Here is an 18,245-nt window from a genome sequence, read left to right on the forward strand (position 1 = left end):
ACTAAAAATACATGAGTACAAAGAATTCATCCCGCTTCATGCCACTCGTCATAGCTGTCTGCGTGGTAGTGGGCATTCTTATTGGAACATTCTATGCCAAGCATTATGGCGGAACAAAGCTTGGCATCATCAACGGTTCGTCCAACAAGCTTAATGCCTTGTTGCGGGTAATCGACGACCAGTATGTGGATACCGTCAACATGACAGACCTGGTCGAAAAGGCCATGCCTCAGATTCTGGCCGAACTGGATCCCCACTCCACCTACATCCCTGCACAAAAGCTGGAAGAAGTCAACTCCGAACTGGAAGGCAGCTTCAGTGGCATTGGTGTACAGTTCACCATTCAGGAGGACACGATTCATATCAACAGTGTAGTGCCTGGTGGCCCGTCGGAGAAAGTAGGTCTGATGGCTGGCGACCGCATCGTCATGGTCAACGACAGCCTTTTCGTCGGTAAAGGGCTGACCAACGAAAAAGCCATGCGCAACCTGAAGGGACCTAAAGGCACCACCGTCAAGCTGGGTATCAAACGAGCCTCTGAAAAAGAATTGCTCGACTTCACCATTACCCGTGGTGACATTCCGCAAAACACCATCGATGCCGCTTACATGATCAACGATAAGTTTGGCTACGTGCAAATCAGCAAATTCGGACGTACTACACACGTTGAACTGCTCAATGCCATCGCACAGCTCACCCATAAAGATTGTCAGGGACTGATTATCGACTTGCGCGACAATACCGGAGGCTACATGGAAGCCGCCACCCGCATGGTCAACGAATTCCTGCCCGAAGGCAAACTGATTGTTTACACTCAGGGACGCAAATATCCGCGCATGGAAGAATATGCCAACGGAACAGGCAGTTGCCAGAAAATGCCGATTGTGGTGTTAGTCAACGAAGGTTCTGCTTCGGCAAGCGAGATCTTTGCCGGTGCCATACAGGATAACGACCGCGGTACCATTGTAGGCCGCCGCTCGTTCGGAAAAGGACTGGTACAACAGCCTATCGACTTCAGCGACGGTTCGGCCATCCGTCTGACTATTGCCCGCTACTATACCCCGTCGGGTCGCTGCATCCAGCGTCCTTACGAGAACGGAAACAACAGCGAATACGAAATGGACTGGATTAACCGTTACGAACATGGCGAGTTCTTCTCGAAAGACAGCATCAAGCTCGATGAAGACCAGAAATATTACACCACCCTCGGCCGTCCTGTTTATGGTGGTGGAGGTATCATGCCCGACGTATTCGTACCGCAAGACACGACTGGCGTATCTTCCTATCTGATAGAAGTAAGCAACAAGGGGTTGATCCTGCAATTCAGCTTCCAGTATAGCGACCGCAACCGCAGCAAACTGAGCGAATGCGAAAACGAGGACGAGATGTATCAGTATTTACGCCGCCAAGGCATTGTAGACCAATTCATCCGCTTTGCCGACTCCAAGGGTGTGAAACGCCGTAACCTCCTCATCCATAAATCTCATAAGTTGCTGGAAAAGAGTCTTTACGGTAACATTATCTATAATATTCTGGGCCGTGAACCTTACATCCGCTACCTCAACCAGAGCGATGCAACGGTTAAGACCGCACTGGAAATACTGGAAAAAGGCGAAGCATTCCCTAAAGCTCCCGCCCCAACGCCTCTAAACGAAACGGACAATGAAGGAAAAGAAAAAAGAACTGCGCAGGCAGATAGCTTTGTTGAAGACGCAACACAGCTCTTCCGCTACGCAGCAGTCTGCTGAAATCATGGCCGCCCTTGAAGACCATCCGGCCTTCAAGGCAGCCCATACCATATTATTGTATCACTCGCTGAAAGACGAAGTAGATACCCACAATTTCATCCGGAAGTGGAGCCGCTACAAGCGGATACTGCTTCCGGCAGTTGTAAAAGACGATCTGGAACTGCGCCAGTATACTGGTCCCGACGATCTGACCGTCGGCAAATATGGCATCGAGGAACCTTCGGGCACTCCTTTCTGCGACTACGACGCCATCGATCTGATTATTGTACCCGGTGTAGGCTTCGACCGTCAGGGCAACCGGCTGGGACGAGGCAAAGGCTACTACGACCGCCTGCTGCCCCGCATACCGTCGGCCTATAAGATAGGTATCTGTTTCCCCTTCCAATTAGTAGAAGAAATTCCAGCGGAACCTTTTGATATCCGCATGGACGAAATCGTAACAAAAGAATGAAAACAAATTATCACACCCACACCACACGCTGCCAGCATGCCACAGGAAGCGATGAAGAATTTGTATTGAGCGCCATCAAAGGCGGGTTTCAGGTACTCGGTTTTTCCGACCACACTCCCTGGAAATACCGTACCAATTATGTATCAAATATCCGTATGTTGCCCGACGAACTTCCCGGATACGTGGAAAGCCTGCGTGCCTTGCGCGAAAAATACCGCGATCAGATAGACATCAAGATAGGACTGGAATGCGAGTATTTTCCCGAATACATTTCGTGGCTGAAAGAACAAGTCAAGGAATACAAGCTGGATTACCTGATATTCGGCAACCACTTCTATCACACGGATGAGAAGTTCCCCTACTTCGGACGAAATACCAACAACCACGATATGCTCGACCTGTACGAGGAAAGTGCCATCGAAGGCATGGAAAGCGGACTGTTCTGCTGCCTGGCTCATCCCGACCTCTTCATGCTGTCTTACCCCGAATGGGACCACCACTGCACCACCATCAGCCGACACATCTGCCGAGCCGCTGCCCGACTGAACATTCCGTTGGAGTATAACATCAGCTATGCCTCATACAACGAAATGCACGGAACCGAATCGTTCCCCCATCCCAAGTTCTGGCATATCGCAGCTGCCGAAGGATGTACGGCCATCATCGGAGTAGACGCTCACGTCAGCAAGTATCTGGAAGAACAGAAATACTACAACCGTGCCATCGAAGAGCTTAAAGAGCTAAAGATCAACACGATCGATAAACTTCTGTAAGTTCTTTCCGCTACAGCATGGAGGGGAACAGACTACCCCTCCATCATTCTCCACGCCATCGGCAGCGAAGCTACAATATCGCCGGCAGTCATACCGGTTTCACCCTGTTTGCGGGCTGCGATGTCACCCGCCAGACCATGCACATAGACACCCAGTCGCGCAGCAGTTTCCGCATCGTATCCCTGTGCAAGCAAAGCAAGCAACACTCCGGTCAGCACATCACCGCTGCCTCCCGTAGCCATACCCGGATTTCCGGTCGTGTTGAACCAGCATTGTCCCGACGGAGATATAACAGCCGAATAGGCTCCTTTCAGTACAATGTGCACATCGGCTGTCCGTGCCAGTTCACGGGCTTTCATCAGCCGCTCGTACGAGTTCTGGCATTTCCCCACCAAACGCTCCAGCTCTTTGGGATGCGGAGTCAGGATGCTTCCTTTGGGCAGATGTCCCAGATAGCTGCGATGTTCGCCCAGCAGGTTCAAGGCATCGGCATCGACTACCATCGGCACCTGACAGGATTCAATCTGATCAATCAACGCATTCTCCGTCTCGGGCGATTTTCCCAGACCGGGACCGATACCTACAGCCTGATAATCGTCGGTATCCGTTGCACCGGAGAAGCACGTCTCGCTGAAGTCTATCTCCGTCATAGCTTCGGGCACGGCAGTCTGCACGATGAAGTTGTTGCAGAAAGGTACATGCACCGTCAGCAATCCTACTCCCGAACGCAAGCAGGCCTTGGCAGCCAGCACCGATGCACCGGCCATCCCCTGCGAACCGGCTATCAGCAAAGCACGGCCGAAGTTGCCTTTATGCGCAAACTTGTCACGCGTTTTCAGTCGCCAGTTCACGTCGTCCGGTTCGGTCAGATAATAATCGGTAGTCATTTCGTCGATGGCTTCTTCACTCAGCCCGATGTCTAGTCTCTCCCACTCGCCTACATACGGTGCATTCTCGGCAAAGAGGAAAGCCAGCTTGGGCAACTGCAACGTCAGCGTCACATCGGCACGGACAATGCAGGAAGCCACGTTGTAGGAATTGTCCTCGCCCATCAGGCCCGAAGGAATATCGATGGCCACCACTTTCGCCGGCGAAGCATTAATGTACTTCACCACAGCAGCAAAGCCGCCGCTCAAAGGCTTGTTCAGACCGCTGCCAAACAGACCGTCAATCACTACATGGTCTTCCGTCAGCTGGGGCGGCACAAATTGGGAAGTAATTTCGTGAAACACAATACCGGCCAGTCCGCCCAACCGTTCCTTGTTCGCTTCACAATCCGGCGAAAGCTGTCCTTTGGTGTTGAACAGATATACTTCAATGCTATATCCCTGTCCGGCCAACAGACGGGCCACCGCCAGCGCATCGCCTCCGTTGTTACCCGGTCCGGCGAACACAACGAAAGGAGTGTCGACGTCGTCCCAGCGTTCCGCAATGGCTTTTGCCAATGAATTGGCAGCCCGTTCCATCAGGTCGATGGAATCTATCGGCTCATTTTCTATCGTATATGCATCCAGTTGCTTGATGCTTGTTGTAGGAAAAATCTTCATATCGTTTGCTATTTTGCAACAAAGATAAAAGTTTAATTCAAGATTTGCTATCTTTGCCCAAACCCTAAATAAATATATCATGAAGATTTTCTTTACCTGCCGCTATCTGGCACTCCTATTCATCTTGCTCTGCACTCCTCGCCTGCAAGCCTCGGAAGCCGACACCGTACGCATTCGCGAAACCCGTGTTCCTGTCCTCATCGACCGCTCGGACAACGAACTGTTCTACTTGCGCATCGATGCCCGCCACTGTAAAACGCTGGAAGAAGTAACCGTGGACTTCGGTTCACAAGTCAACCTGAACGATATTGCAGCCCTGAAACTGTATTATGCCGGTACGGAAGGCGTACAGCGCGAAGGCAAAACATTCTATGCCCCTGCGGCATACCTGTCGCGTAACAATCCGCTCTATACCCGCAAAGCCAATCCGTCATATTCGATACTGGCAGCTACGGTTACCTCACCCGGCAGAACCGTTACGCTGAAGGCAGCACAACCCTTATATCCGGGCATCAACTATTTCTGGATCAGCCTGCAGCTGAAACCCGATGCTTCACTGACTTCACGCATATCCGCCACTGTCAGTTCGGTCAAGACTGATGCGGGTGCAGCTCCCTTGCAATACGCACTGCCCTCGCCGCAACAACACTTTACGGGCATTGGTGTACGCCATGCAGGCGATGACGGCGCAGCTGCCTACCGCATTCCGGGCATTGTTACCAGCAACAAGGGAACCTTGCTCGGTGTGTACGACATACGCTACAACAACAGCGCCGATCTGCAAGAACATATCGACATCGGCCTCAGCCGTAGCACAGACGGCGGACAGACATGGGAAAAGATGCGTGTCCCCATGAGCTTCGGCGAATACGGCCATCTGCCGAAAGCCCAGAACGGCGTAGGCGATCCTGCCATCCTGGTAGACCGTCAGACGGGTACCATCTGGATTATGGCTGCCTGGACACACGGCATGGGCAACCTCCGTGCCTGGTTCAACTCGGGCCAAGGAAACGAGCTGAACGAAACGGCCCAACTTATGCTGACTCGCAGCGACGATGACGGGAAGACATGGTCGGCTCCCATCAACATTACTTCGCAAGTAAAAGATCCCGAATGGTTCTTCCTGCTCCAAGGACCCGGACGAGGCATATCCATGGAAAACGGCACGCTGGTCTTTGCCGGCCAGTACATCGGTGCCGACCGCATTCCCTGCGCCTGCATCATCTACAGCGAGGACCACGGCCAGACATGGCACATCAGTCAGCCGGCACGCAGCAACACCACCGAAGCACAGGTTGCAGAGGTAGAGCCCGGCGTACTGATGCTGAACATGCGCGACAACCGTGGCGGAAGTCGCGCCGTAGCCATTACACGCGACATGGGGCGCACGTGGCAGGAACATCCGTCGTCGCGCAAGGCACTGATCGAGCCGGTCTGCATGGCCAGCCTCATCCATGTGCCCGCTGCCGAAAACGTAATGAACCGTGACCTGTTGCTCTTCTCCAACCCCAACAGTACCAAGAACCGCAACATGATTACCCTGAAAGCCAGCCTGGACGGTGGACTGACCTGGCTGCCCCAGCATCAGGTACTGCTGGACGAAGGTGGCGGCTGGGGCTACTCCTGTCTCACCATGATCGACCGCGAAACGGTAGGTATCTTCTACGAAAGCAGCACGGCCCACATGCTGTTCCAAGCCATCAAACTACAAGAAATCATCAAGGAATAAAAAACTGACAGGCGGATGAAACCACCCATTCCCAAAGGGCTTCATCCGCCTGCCTCACAAGTATTTTAAACGGCATTTACACAGCCCGTGAGAGACACTTGCACGGCTCGCGAGAGACACTTGTACGGCTCGCGAGAGACACTTGCACGGCTCACGAGCAACACAAGTGTGGAACAAACCCCTCGCCAGAAAGGCTTCCGGACAGGTCAGTTGATGATAATCTGACCGCTGGGATAACGGTATTTCGTATTCTTTTTCTGCTTCACAATGCCCAACATCAGTGTTATCAGTCCGACACGTCCCACAAACATCAGTACCACTATGAGTAGTTTGCTACCGTCATGCAACAGCGGGGTCAGATTCAGGCTCGAACCTACCGTACTCAGCGCAGATACACACTCGAAGGTAACCGCCAGCAACGAATGTTCCGGCTCAAGCATGCTGATAATGAAGACGAACAGAAAGAGAATGGCAAACGACAACACCACCGTGGCATTCGACCGGCGGATAGAGTCGGACGACAGTTCGCGACCAAACACTTCCACTCGCTCCGTACCTCGCAATACCGCCACCAGATTCAGCACGACAACCGCAAAGGCGTTCACTTTGATACCGCCAGCCGTCGACTGCGAGCCACCGCCCACCCACATCAGCAACAGGTAGATCAGCAGCGACTGTACACCCAGCGTAGTCAGGTCCACACTGACAAAACCCGCCGTACGTGGACACACGGCATTGAAGAAAGCATGCGTCAGCTTGTCGCCCACCGGCATTCCGGCAAAAGCACCGTTCCACTCCAGCACCGCAATGGCAACCGTACCCACTACCAACAGCAACAGGGTAACGATCAGCACAATCTTCGTATTCAGATTGTACAAATGATAGAAACGGCGGCCATCCCATTCGCCCCTGCGGATAAAATGCCACAAACGGCGCACGTAGTGTAGCAGAATATCTTTGAAATTCACCAGAATCGGGAAGCCGATACCTCCCAATATAACAAGGAAAGATACGTAGATATACAGCGGATTGTGTCCCGACATCAGTGCCGGATTGCCCAAATTGCCGGGCAACGTTGAGAAACCGGCATTACAGAAAGCCGAAATGGAATGGAAAGCCGAAAAAGCCAGTTCCTCCTCCAACGTCATGCCCAACGTGCCGTGGATGTCGCTCCAGATGGCCAGCATTCCCGCTCCCTCTATCACCAGCGTAAAGCCCAGAATGTAGACCAGCGTCGTCAGCAACGAGTTCAGCGAGTCCGAACTCACCATATCGCGCACCACCAGCTGATTGTAGAGCGACGTATTGCCCATGAAGAACATTGCAAAGAAACTGGTCAGCGTCATCACGCCCAAACCGCCAATCTGAATCAGGATAATGATGACCACAAAACCGGCCGGCGTAAACGTCGAAGCCACGTCGACCGAAGTCAGCCCCGTGACACACACCGCACTGGTAGATATAAACAGCGAGTCGACCCACGAAATGCCATCCACCGTACATCGGGGAAGCATCAGCAGCCCCGTCCCTATCAGCACGATTATCAGGAAACTGACTGCCAGTATCAGCGAAGGGTTGGTGCGCCGGCCCAGCAAGCGCACCATTCCGTTGGACAACGTCAGTAGCGACAGCAAGAGCAGCAGTACCAGCCGGTAGCCTTTCCCGTGAAGGAAATTCCAGAAGTCCAGAATCCCTCCTTCCACCTCGGGCCGATGAAAAATGACAGGCACCAGCGTCAGATACAGCAGCCCGGTCAGCACCCACGTCAGTTTGCTGAACGTTCGCCGCGTATCCTTGTATTCGAGCAGAATGTGCAGCGTGACATCCACCAGAAACACAATCCAGACGCCATGATACAGGCGGTTCACCTGCTGTGCTTCTTCGGCAGTAATGGTAAATCCATGCTCGTACACCACTCCTATAATCAGCAGTAACGAAGCCAGATAAGTAAGCGAAGTAAATATGTTCAGAACGATCCGCACATACGGATGAATCCACTTATTCTGATAAAGCAGATACTTATGATAGATCTTCATCTTGATACCTGTTAAAGAAACGCGGCAAACATATACAAATAAACCAATATGGGCAAAAAAACAAGAAAAAAAGATAGCGTTTTAAAAATAATAACTACATTTGGGCAGTAATTATTAAATATTTTAACCACTATGAGCAACAAAACAAAAAGATTCATCCTTCCAGAAGAAGAAATACCCCACTACTGGTACAACATACAGGCTGACATGGTGAACAAACCGATGCCCCCACTGAACCCTGCTACCAAGCAACCGCTGAAGCCCGAAGACATGTATCCCATCTTTGCCGAAGAGCTTTGCCGGCAGGAACTGAACCAGACTGATGCCTGGATTGAGATCCCCGAAGAAGTGCGCGAAATGTACAAATACTACCGCAGCACACCGCTGGTACGTGCCTACGGACTGGAGAAAGCCCTCGATACTCCGGCTCACATTTACTTCAAGAACGAGAGTGTCAGTCCCATGGGCTCGCATAAGCTGAACTCCGCCATCCCGCAGGCCTACTACTGCAAAAAGGAAGGCGTGACCAACGTCACCACCGAGACGGGTGCCGGACAATGGGGTGCCTCGCTAGCCTACGCCGCCCGTCTGTTCGGCCTCGAAGCTGCTGTCTACCAGGTGAAGATCAGTTACGAGCAGAAGCCCTACCGTCGTAGCATCATGCACACGTTCGGCGCACAGGTTACAGCTTCTCCCTCCATGTCCACCCGTGCCGGAAAAGACATCCTGACTGCCCATCCCAACCATCAGGGCTCACTGGGAACAGCCATTTCCGAAGCCATCGAACTGGCCCGCACCACTCCCAACTGTAAGTACACGCTGGGCTCCGTGCTGAGCCACGTCACCCTGCACCAGACCATCATCGGTCAGGAAGCCGAAAAGCAGATGGCCATGGCCGGCGAATATCCCGACATGGTGATCGCCTGTTTCGGCGGAGGCTCCAACTTCGGAGGTATCGCCTTCCCCTTCATGCGGCACAACATCCTTGAAGGAAAGAAAACCCGCTTCATTGCTGCCGAACCCGCCTCTTGCCCAAAACTGACACGAGGCAAATTCCAGTACGACTTTGGCGACGAAGCCGGTTACACCCCACTGCTGCCCATGTTCACACTGGGACACAACTTTGCCCCGGCTAACATACATGCAGGCGGTCTGCGTTACCACGGTGCCGGTGTCATCGTATCGCAACTGCTGAAAGACGGACTGATGGAGGCTGTAGACATCCGACAACTGGAATCGTTTGATGCCGGCGTACTGTTTGCACAGGTCGAAGGTATCATCCCGGCTCCCGAATCGTGCCACGCCATCGCCGCCGCCATCCGCGAAGCCAACAAGTGTAAGGAGACAGGCGAAGAGAAAGTCATCCTGTTCAACCTCTCCGGACACGGACTTATCGACATGGCCTCGTACGACAAATACCTAGCTGGCGACCTGATCAACTACGAACTCACCGACCAGGATATCCAGAAAAACCTGGATGAAATAGGAGATTTGGCTTAAAAAACAGTTACGGGTTACAAGCATCGGTTAAGCGTTTCTGCAAACTTCTGCATTCCGCCTTTCCCCGATACTTGTAACCCGTAACAAATTATCTACAGCGACCGTTCAGGTCATCTGTTCTTCTGTTGTGGAAATGGTTTTCTGTCTTTGCTATCAGGACGCATATCTTTCCGCATTCTGTTACCATCGTGCTTCTTCTCCATCTGATAGATCTTTTCAATCTGCTTGGGCGACAGCACCTTGCGGAATTCAGTATAATACTTTTCCTGTAAGTCCAGCATCTTGCGGCTGTGGGCAAAACGATCCTTGATGCGTTGTTCTACTTCAGCGTCGGTCAGCATTTCTTTCTTTGCATCAGGCTGTTTGCCTGCTTCGGCCTTATCCTGCTTCATCTGTTTCCATGCCTCTGCTCTGCATTCGTGCAAATCTTTCAGATATTGAGTATAGACAGGCGTAAACTTGGCAGTTGTAGCATCATCCAGCGCCAAAGCTTTCACAATGCGGTTGGTTTGCATCTCCATCATCTGCTCGGGAGTGAAACGCGGCTTCTTCTTCGTACGGTCCGCTTGTTGTTGAGCAAACAATGAAACTTGGCTTCCTGCTACGAGGAGTGCAATAAACAGATAAACGATTCTTGTCTTCATAAGTCTTCTTTTTTTAGTTTATAATCATTTTCGTGGTTCATCTCCAGAGAATTTCCGTATACATCACATTAGAACTCGGAAAAAGGAAAAAGTAAAAAAGAGAAGACACACATTTTGTATTAATTAACGCGGCATTTAACAAAAAAGCCTCTGTAACGACCATGGCTACAGAGGCTCTTAAATAGCTTATTCAATTTTCACAATCACCAGAAACGGTTACGCTCGGCACTGTATTCCAAGCCTACAGCTTTCAGTTTACGGATGATGTGTTCTTTGTCTACATTCATATCCTCGCAAAGAGCATCCAGCGAAGGATAGAAATCACGTAATTTCATGTTGATGAAGCTATACAGCATCATCGGTTCTTCGGGTAATTCCATTTGCTTCAATCTTTTTTAGTTACTAATACCGCCGCAAAGATAGTTGTTTCTGCAATATAGAAAGTTGATTTTAATCATTTTTTCGTCCGATTCTTCCGTAATCGGTTGCATAAGTTCAATTGAAAGCACCCGGTTTTCGTTGACTTACAATGACATAGATTACAACCGGAGCACCTATCACAGGAGTAACTGCATTCAGCGGAATGACTCCCGCTTCGCCCGGTAGTACGCACAACAAGTTACAGATCAAAGCCACAGCAGACCCGCAAAGAATGGTTACGGGAAGCAGCGAATTGTGATTGGAAGTACCCAGAATAAGCCGGGCCACATGAGGAACAGCCAGCCCGATGAACGAAACCGGACCGCAAAATGCCGTAGTAATGGCCGTCAGCACACCGGTAACAATCAGCAGCCAATTACGTACACTACGGATATTGATTCCCAGATTTTCGGCATAACGGTCGCCCAGCAGCAAAGCGTTCAGCGGCTTGATGAGCAGCAGTGACCCGATCAGCCCCAGCACCGTGACCGAAGCAAATGCCGGCATCTGTTGCAAGGACACACCGCCAAAGTTACCCATTCCCCAAATCATATACGACTGTACGCCCTCGGCCGTAGCAAAGAAGTTGAGCAGCGAAATGACCGACGAAGCAATATAGCCTATCATAATACCTGCTATCAGCAGCATCACATTGCTGCGAATCAGTGTAGACAGAAACAGAATAAGAGCCATGATCGTCATGGCACCCACAAAAGCACCAGCCAGTACCGAAAAGAAGCCCGACAGACTGAACGTGCCGGCCGAAATGCTTCCGCCGAACAGCAGCATGACACATGCCACGCCCAGACTGGCTCCTGTATTGATTCCCAGAATGGAAGGGCCAGCCAGCGGATTCTTGAAAGCCGTCTGCAACATCAGTCCGCATACCGCCAGCGCTCCTCCGCACAACAAGGCTGTAAGTGCCTGAGGCAAACGCGATTCCCACAGGATGAAGCTCCAGCTTGCTTTCCCGGCCTCGCCTCCCGAAAGGATACGGAATACTTCGCCGGCAGGAATAGATACAGAACCCACCAGCAAATTAACGATAAACAGAAGTACTATCAGGACTCCCATTCCCAAACCATATTTCCAACCTTTCGACATAAGCTTTTTTAAAGAGTTATAAGGAGTGAAAGGAAGTTATTACTTCGCTTTGCACCGTTAGAAGTTAAAGGCCAATAGTATAGACTCTGAATAGAGAAGCATTGGACAATAACTCCTGAAAGTTTCATGCTATTATTCTTTCAGCTTGCAAAAATAGCGCAAACCGCCCAAACTGCCCAATTCCGGATGAAGAATCTGAATCAGGTCGGACAGCAGATAATCCGGATGAAACGGAGTTTCTTCGTAATAGGGCACCTTATCTGTATTGCATCCGTACACCGAACGTTCCTTGAATGCCTTGAAACCGGTATAACCGATATAATCGGCCTGTAGGTCGGCGTATGTCATATCCCGGTCGCGATTGTACTTGATGACCCACACATCGGCATCGCCAGCCTTGTCGAAAACAGTTTCGAAAGCCAAGGGAACAGAACCGCTATGCTTGTCGTTTGCGAAAGCATAACGCCCGCACGCATCGGCAAACAGACGTCCTATCGTGCTGCGCCCGCCCGGTACATACCAGGCCGATCCACTCTTCAATTCACTCAGGATAGACAAAGAAGTAGAAGAACTCCGGGCTTTCTGCTTCAATTCCTGATAGCGTTTGTCTACTTCGGCAAACAGGCTGTCGGCCTCGGCTTCGGCACCAAACAACAAACCATAGAAGCGCATCCACTCGGCACGTCCCAAAGCCGACGTCTCCATATAGTCAGCGCATTCGATGAGAGGGATGTTCAGCTTCTCCACCCGTCCGTAGCCGCCACTGTTCTCGAAAGGTGACAGCAGGATGGCATCGGGATGCAAGTCGATAATCTTTTCCATATCCGGATTCATGCCGTCGCCACAATCAGCTATTTTTCCAGCTGCTACCCGTTCGTGTATGGCAGCCAGGCGAATGTACTTCAGGTCGCACACTCCCCCAATGGCATTGCCTGTTCCCAGCTCTTCCAGCAGGGCACAATGTACGGACGAGTAAATGACAGACTTCTTCAACGGCGTACGCACTACGGTACCTTCCGGCAGTTGTTCCGGCAACTGCTCCGTCTCGGGCACCAATACATAGGTGTGCAAGGTACGCAGCGTATCCCACGGATTGCGCAGCGTGGCCACCGTATAGCCCGGATAGGACACCAGTGTCAGATTCTCGGCATAGCGCAAAGCGATGGTGTCACCACCATCAGCGAAAGAAGCCTTGCTCCTTCCTCCACACGAGGAAAGGAGCAAGGCTACTAATATTCCTATTGAATATAAATACTTATTCATCATCAATTAAAAAAAACTGCAGAACTAGGATTGATACCACCTGCGCTGAACTCTTCTACAAGCGTTCCATCTTTTTTGAAACGGTAAATAGTACCAGTAGTCTTATAATCGGTCGTACCGATATAAATATCACCGTTGTTTTCATTCACTTCCAGCATATAGATTGTTGCATTCTTCAATGCCTCCGGTATATTCTTCAGGAAAGAAGTGTTGTTCAGCTGACCGGTTTTGATGTCATAAGTAAAGAATGTATTCAGTACAGCACCTGCATAATCAGAGTAAACCAAATACAACATATCGTTAGCGGCACACATGCGGCTTGCTACACCCAGTTCTGTCACCTTATTGTTATTTGCCGGATCAATCATCTGCAATGAGTAACCCGCATCACCGTAATTACCCCAAGAAATCAGGAATATCTTATCATCTTCCTCCAGTATAGCGTTCGGATTCACTCCTACTGTCAACGTTTCGGCCACCGTAAAAGTATTCAGATCGATTACCTTTACATCATTATGATACGTAGTATAATCGGCAGTACAACTGTTAGCCACATAGAGTTTGCCCTCACAGGCAGCAATACCTTCCATATTGTCGCCCAGACCGGTCAACTTAGCTTCTAGAGCCATAGTAGAGGCATTAATTTTGGCAACAGCACCGCCCCAGAACGAAGCATAGATGTAACCATCTTCGGCATCCATATAACGGATACGACCAGCCAAATCAGGATCATTTACGAAAGAAACCCGTCCCTGCTCCACACCAGCAGCATTCAGTTTTACCAAATAGTTCGAACCATAAACAGACACGAAAATCTGGTCTTCATATTCAATCATGTCCTGTCCAGTCTCGCCTAATTGTGCAGCGTTTTGCAAGAAGAAAATATCATTGATGAAGTCTGCATCACCATTAGGGGCATAAAAAGCAATACCAGCATTGTTACTGCCATAACCTCCTTCGTTCAAAATGAACATACGTGACTGCGGCAAAGTCAGTTGTGAACCCGTATCAGCCGGACCTTTTTCGTCATCGTCATCACTACACGATGCAAAACCTGCACCTAAAGCCAGCATACACAAGATGCTAAACAAAAAACTTCTTACTTTCATACTTTTCATCTTTATTTTGTTTGATATTGATAAATCTGCATCCTCACAATATTCTTCCGTCTGTATCAGTAGCACCTTAAAACTTAAAGGTACCGGTCAACCGCCATGAACGCCCCGGCATGGGATAGTACTTAATAACGTCATACTGTTCATCGGTCAGGTTCACCAGCTCGGCCTGTACCGACAAGCGGCAATCTTTCAAAGCAAATTCATGCGACAGACTGAGGGCGTGCTCCACATATCCGTCTATCTCATTAGCCGGAATATTCTGCGACAAAAAATATCGTTTACCCACTCCCACAACCGAATAGCCTATATTCACCCACGGATTTTCGATCACCATTGCCACATTTCCGCTATGCAACGGGGTATAAGGCAACTGAGCCTCATAAGTAGGACCGTCAGGATCAGTCAGATCAATGGCTTTCTGCCACATATAATTGCCGGACACGAACAATCCAACAGATTTAAATAATGGTATGGAAGCCGACAACGTAGCGTCCACGCCCGTTGCATGTACTTTCCCATAATTAGCCATCTTCCATACGTAAGTCGTAGGGAAAGCGACTATCTTATCAGTCACATCATTAAAATATCCGTCTACGGTCATCGACAAAAAATCGAAAATAGTCCATTTTGAGCGACTCCATGTGATGCCTACATTATATTCGTTAGCTTTCTCGGGACGCAAATCTCGATTGCCCATCCTGAAATAGTACAAATCGTTGAAAGTTGGCAGACGGAAAGTGCTTTTGTACATCAGCCGAAAGAACAAAGATTCGTCCTGCCAAGGTTGAACGCTCACCGTTACCGATGGAGCCAGACGATGAAAATTATCCGGCTTATCGCCCTGTTCCACATGTTCCGAAGTGGCCGTGTAGACCAAAGAAGCAGTAGCAGTCATCCAATCTGTTCGATAACGGCCATTCAAAGCACTGATTGAAGTGTATCGGGTAGGGAATGGACAGGCTGGCAGACTGTTGCGTAAGGTGTTCGCCACTCCATCCTGTGCCAACGAAAAAGTCAAGTCCTCCAATGGCTGATAAAGCAAGGTTGCCGACAGATAATATTCATCCTGACGATGTACTTCCCGATAAACCCCATCGGTATATTCCACACCTTTGTCCTGATAGCGATTCCAACTGTGGTTGTACTTGGCCTGCGCCTGCAATGTCCACTTGGCAGAAAACTTCTTTTTATAGCGCGCTTGTGTAAAGAAGTTCTCATCCCATAATTTTTCATCCGAAATCGGGTTATAAAGAGTTACCCCTCCCGGCAGTTCGCGGGCTGAATAGTAATAATATCCTTTCACATCCAACTCCCCTCCATCTTTAAACGTATGATAAAGCGTCGCTTCGCCCTGCCATGACTCCACTTGAGAGTTGTTCCGTTTTTCCCGTGTCACGTACTTCCCGTTCACCAGCGTAAACGGATAATTGCCGTCGGCACGCATATAGCCGACATCTACCGAGAGGCGTGTACGCTCCCCCAGTTTCTGCCACCATCTGACAGAAGGCGCTACATATCCGAACGAGCCGCCCCTGACACGTGCCAGAAAAGCAGAAGTACGATTTCCTTCGAAGTGAGGTTTTTCTGTTTCGATGTTCAACACACCGGCCGACGCATACAGACGGGCCGACTGCAACAGGTCTTCGCTCTGGCCGATGGAAAGAGAAAGTATCGACACATTGTCCAGCGAGAAACGTCCGATGTCTATCTGTCCAGCCTGACAGTTGCTGACTGCCACACCGTCGTAGCTGACAGCCGTATGGGCTGCACCCATGTTGCGGATAGAGACTGTCTTCAGTCCACCTATACCGCCGTAATCCTTCACGTCGACACCGGCAAAGCGACGTACGGCATCCGCCATGTTCTGTATGCCAAGCTGGCTGATGTCCTGCTTCGACATGGTCTGCACAGGCACAGTCGATGTTACCTTGTTGGGCATCCTACGGGCAGTCACCGTCACTTTCTCTATCTGATGCACCTTGCCGGCAATCGTATCTTCCTGCACTTCCTGTGCCACCATCCGGCAGGGCATCATACAGCACAATACGATGCAGACCAATCGCATCTTCATACTCCACTTCATAAACAAACGGCAGAATCTTTTATTTCATTATTCTTGTGTGCACTGACTGCTTTCCTCGAACAGACAATTTTTCGACTTTGTTTTGCAGGTCTTCTGACTCGTTTCCTAATGTATCGCCTTCCCATTCTCTTTATTATCAGAAAAACAGTGGCATCCGAGTATGATACATTCCTCTTGAAACACACAGCAGCGGGACTGTCCGGGATTCACACCCGATTCCCTTTTCATCCACATCTCCGAACGGAGATTACGGAACAAAACAGCGGCAAATGTAGGAATTTATTTGAATATCCGCAATCAAAAACACACAAAAAGTATTGAATACCAACAAACAGCGTCCTGTCGGAAGTGGTTTGCTGAAACACAGTTGGCAACCGTGGCGCAGGTTACGTTTTATTGCTTTCGTATCGTGCTGAAAGCAAAATACAGCCGTGTGCCCCGGCGCCCCAAAGCCACCAGCATACACAGCAGCGAACAGCAGGCACAAACCACAAATACCACTCCCGTGGACGAAAGGATATTACCGATGCCCACCAATGGCGAAACAATGCCTCCCGCTGCAAAACATACGGCACCTAAAAGAGCCGATGCCGTGCCCGAATTCTCGCGCTGACTCTCCATGGCCAAAGCTGTGCTCGAAGTAAACGTCATCCCCATGCTGAACAGCAGAACCAGCATCAGAACCTCGTATACCCAAAAGTTGCACGCCGACATCAATGCCCCGCACTGTAACACGGCTGCCACTACCATTCCGCAACAGCCAACCAGTGTACTGGTCTCCGAACGGCGAAACTTGACCGACAAGGCAGCCGCAACACCTATCGCAAGCGCATTGACTCCGAAACACAAGCTGAACGCAAATGCCGAAAACCCATAATGCTGCTGCACGATGAAAGGCGACGAGGCGATGTTGGCAAACAGCACTCCCTGTGCGAAAGCCATCTGAAGCCCATAGCACACGTAACGCCTGTCGCGCAACACGACTCCAAAACTGCGGAACGTATCACTCCATTTTTCAGCCGAACGGTTTTCACGCGGCAACGATTCCTTGAAACGTAAGCAGCAGGCCAATAACACCAGTCCTAGCCCGAACAGAATCCAGAAGATGCCCTGCCATCCTATCACATCGGTCAGCAGTCCGCCCACAATCGGAGCCGCTACCGGCGCCACTCCGTTAATGGCCCCAATTACGGCCAGCATTTTGGCAAGTTCGCGTCCGGAATATTTGTCCGTTGCCACCGAACGCGATATGACGATACCACCCGCACCGGCTATGCCCTGCAACAGACGGAACGCCACAAACTGCTCTATGCTCTGCGAAAACAAGCACAACAGCGTCGATGCAATAAACAGCCACATGGCCACCAGCAAGGGTAACCGCCGACCGTACCGGTCGCTCAGCGGACCGAAGAATATCTGTCCCACTGCCAGACCTATCATACTGGTTGTCAGTCCTAACTGAACCATCGAAGAAGTTGTGGAAAAATACTCGCCCATCGAAGGCAAACTGGGCAGATACATATCCGTCACAAAGGGGCCAAATGCCGTCAGCATGCCCAGCAATATCAGCAAAAAAACTTTAGAATTTTCTTTAACCATCATTTATCCTTTCTTTAAAGCCGTGCAAAGTTACAAGGAATCTGTCCAGTTTATACAGATATCGACCTTGCGTCTTGCTCTTTTTCGAAAAGATTTTCAGAACTTAACACACAGCCCTCCCTACCCCTTATTTTTTCCCAGTTAGGAAAAAATTCCTCTCTAGTTAGAAAAAAATATTTTCCTAACTGAGGAAAAAAAGAAGAAGGTGTGTCAAAAAGCACACCTTCTTC

At 50.2% G+C, this 18,245-nt stretch carries 15 protein-coding genes and 1 riboswitch; of the genes, 5 read left to right on the top strand and 10 right to left on the bottom strand.

Annotated features, from left to right (window positions below; translation table 11 throughout):
* Positions 1–11 precede the first annotated feature (11 nt).
* The 3 genes from Q3C19_RS10945 to Q3C19_RS10955 are packed head-to-tail and all read left to right on the top strand — an operon-like array spanning position 12 to position 2,972.
* Positions 12–1,748: a S41 family peptidase gene (locus tag Q3C19_RS10945; protein WP_287642025.1), complete on the top strand. Its 1,737-nt coding sequence runs from the start codon at positions 12–14 to the stop codon at positions 1,746–1,748.
* Entirely contained in the window at positions 1,663–2,199 is a 537-nt protein-coding gene (locus tag Q3C19_RS10950; RefSeq protein ID WP_302729274.1) for a 5-formyltetrahydrofolate cyclo-ligase, read from the top strand. The genes Q3C19_RS10945 and Q3C19_RS10950 overlap by 86 nt, the downstream gene beginning before the upstream one ends.
* A complete protein-coding gene (locus tag Q3C19_RS10955) occupies positions 2,196–2,972 on the top strand; it encodes a histidinol-phosphatase (RefSeq protein ID WP_302729276.1) in 777 nt (258 codons plus the stop codon). Before Q3C19_RS10950 ends, Q3C19_RS10955 begins: the two co-directional genes overlap by 4 nt.
* 32 nt (positions 2,973–3,004) lie before the next feature.
* Here the strand turns inward: Q3C19_RS10955 and Q3C19_RS10960 are convergent, their stop codons facing one another.
* A complete protein-coding gene (locus Q3C19_RS10960) occupies positions 3,005–4,519 on the bottom strand; it encodes an NAD(P)H-hydrate dehydratase (RefSeq protein ID WP_302729278.1) in 1,515 nt (504 codons plus the stop codon).
* A 79-nt stretch (positions 4,520–4,598) separates the two neighbouring features.
* Here Q3C19_RS10960 and Q3C19_RS10965 point away from each other — a divergent pair, with 79 nt between their 5' ends.
* A complete protein-coding gene (locus Q3C19_RS10965; RefSeq protein ID WP_302729280.1) occupies positions 4,599–6,248 on the top strand; it encodes a sialidase family protein in 1,650 nt (549 codons plus the stop codon).
* A gap of 206 nt (positions 6,249–6,454) precedes the next feature.
* On the opposite strand, the gene Q3C19_RS10970 is transcribed toward Q3C19_RS10965, so the two are convergent.
* Positions 6,455–8,284: a TrkH family potassium uptake protein gene (locus Q3C19_RS10970; protein ID WP_302729282.1), complete on the bottom strand. Its 1,830-nt coding sequence runs from the start codon at positions 8,282–8,284 to the stop codon at positions 6,455–6,457.
* A gap of 132 nt (positions 8,285–8,416) precedes the next feature.
* Here Q3C19_RS10970 and Q3C19_RS10975 point away from each other — a divergent pair, with 132 nt between their 5' ends.
* Positions 8,417–9,784 carry a TrpB-like pyridoxal phosphate-dependent enzyme gene (locus tag Q3C19_RS10975; RefSeq protein WP_022164289.1) on the top strand — a complete coding sequence of 456 codons (1,368 nt, stop codon included), beginning with the start codon at positions 8,417–8,419 and terminating at the stop codon, positions 9,782–9,784.
* Between the two features lie 110 nt (positions 9,785–9,894).
* Here the strand turns inward: Q3C19_RS10975 and Q3C19_RS10980 are convergent, their stop codons facing one another.
* The 8 genes from Q3C19_RS10980 to Q3C19_RS11015 form a co-directional block, all read right to left on the bottom strand.
* The gene (locus Q3C19_RS10980; protein ID WP_022164290.1) at positions 9,895–10,428 is read right to left on the bottom strand and encodes a hypothetical protein; all 534 of its coding nucleotides are present in this window, start codon (positions 10,426–10,428) and stop codon (positions 9,895–9,897) included.
* A 203-nt stretch (positions 10,429–10,631) separates the two neighbouring features.
* On the bottom strand, positions 10,632–10,808 hold the full coding sequence (locus tag Q3C19_RS10985) for a DUF4250 domain-containing protein (protein WP_022164291.1): 177 nt from the start codon (positions 10,806–10,808) through the stop codon (positions 10,632–10,634).
* Between the two features lie 115 nt (positions 10,809–10,923).
* The gene (locus tag Q3C19_RS10990; RefSeq protein ID WP_071150115.1) at positions 10,924–11,952 is read right to left on the bottom strand and encodes an iron ABC transporter permease; all 1,029 of its coding nucleotides are present in this window, start codon (positions 11,950–11,952) and stop codon (positions 10,924–10,926) included.
* A gap of 132 nt (positions 11,953–12,084) precedes the next feature.
* Positions 12,085–13,215: an ABC transporter substrate-binding protein gene (locus Q3C19_RS10995; RefSeq protein ID WP_071150786.1), complete on the bottom strand. Its 1,131-nt coding sequence runs from the start codon at positions 13,213–13,215 to the stop codon at positions 12,085–12,087.
* A 2-nt stretch (positions 13,216–13,217) separates the two neighbouring features.
* Complete coding sequence (locus Q3C19_RS11000) at positions 13,218–14,324, bottom strand: YncE family protein (protein ID WP_302729286.1); 1,107 nt, start codon at positions 14,322–14,324, stop codon at positions 13,218–13,220.
* A gap of 76 nt (positions 14,325–14,400) precedes the next feature.
* Positions 14,401–16,398, bottom strand: coding sequence for a TonB-dependent siderophore receptor (locus Q3C19_RS11005; protein ID WP_302729289.1), 1,998 nt, complete (start codon positions 16,396–16,398; stop codon positions 14,401–14,403).
* Between the two features lie 83 nt (positions 16,399–16,481).
* Positions 16,482–16,691: riboswitch (cobalamin riboswitch) on the bottom strand.
* Positions 16,692–16,809: 118 nt separating this feature from the next.
* Positions 16,810–18,015: a multidrug effflux MFS transporter gene (locus tag Q3C19_RS11010; protein ID WP_302729291.1), complete on the bottom strand. Its 1,206-nt coding sequence runs from the start codon at positions 18,013–18,015 to the stop codon at positions 16,810–16,812.
* Positions 18,016–18,065: 50 nt separating this feature from the next.
* The coding region (locus Q3C19_RS11015; RefSeq protein WP_302729287.1) for a hypothetical protein at positions 18,066–18,245 on the bottom strand (180 nt) is incomplete at its 5' end.

It is taken from the genome of Bacteroides sp. ET489 (assembly GCF_030518095.1).
Classification (GTDB): Bacteria; Bacteroidota; Bacteroidia; order Bacteroidales; family Bacteroidaceae; genus Bacteroides; species Bacteroides ndongoniae.

Bases quoted from the DNA above. Each gene is read 5' to 3' on its own strand.
- Q3C19_RS10945 (WP_287642025.1), top strand. From the start codon at position 12: ATGAGTACAAAGAATTCATCCCGCTTCATGCCACTCGTCATAGCTGTC.
- Q3C19_RS10950 (WP_302729274.1), top strand. From the start codon at position 1,663: ATGAAGGAAAAGAAAAAAGAACTGCGCAGGCAGATAGCTTTGTTGAAG.
- Q3C19_RS10955 (WP_302729276.1), top strand. From the start codon at position 2,196: ATGAAAACAAATTATCACACCCACACCACACGCTGCCAGCATGCCACA.
- Q3C19_RS10960 (WP_302729278.1), bottom strand. From the start codon at position 4,519: ATGAAGATTTTTCCTACAACAAGCATCAAGCAACTGGATGCATATACG.
- Q3C19_RS10965 (WP_302729280.1), top strand. From the start codon at position 4,599: ATGAAGATTTTCTTTACCTGCCGCTATCTGGCACTCCTATTCATCTTG.
- Q3C19_RS10970 (WP_302729282.1), bottom strand. From the start codon at position 8,284: ATGAAGATCTATCATAAGTATCTGCTTTATCAGAATAAGTGGATTCAT.
- Q3C19_RS10975 (WP_022164289.1), top strand. From the start codon at position 8,417: ATGAGCAACAAAACAAAAAGATTCATCCTTCCAGAAGAAGAAATACCC.
- Q3C19_RS10980 (WP_022164290.1), bottom strand. From the start codon at position 10,428: ATGAAGACAAGAATCGTTTATCTGTTTATTGCACTCCTCGTAGCAGGA.
- Q3C19_RS10985 (WP_022164291.1), bottom strand. From the start codon at position 10,808: ATGGAATTACCCGAAGAACCGATGATGCTGTATAGCTTCATCAACATG.
- Q3C19_RS10990 (WP_071150115.1), bottom strand. From the start codon at position 11,952: ATGTCGAAAGGTTGGAAATATGGTTTGGGAATGGGAGTCCTGATAGTA.
- Q3C19_RS10995 (WP_071150786.1), bottom strand. From the start codon at position 13,215: ATGAATAAGTATTTATATTCAATAGGAATATTAGTAGCCTTGCTCCTT.
- Q3C19_RS11000 (WP_302729286.1), bottom strand. From the start codon at position 14,324: ATGAAAGTAAGAAGTTTTTTGTTTAGCATCTTGTGTATGCTGGCTTTA.
- Q3C19_RS11005 (WP_302729289.1), bottom strand. From the start codon at position 16,398: ATGCGATTGGTCTGCATCGTATTGTGCTGTATGATGCCCTGCCGGATG.
- Q3C19_RS11010 (WP_302729291.1), bottom strand. From the start codon at position 18,015: ATGGTTAAAGAAAATTCTAAAGTTTTTTTGCTGATATTGCTGGGCATG.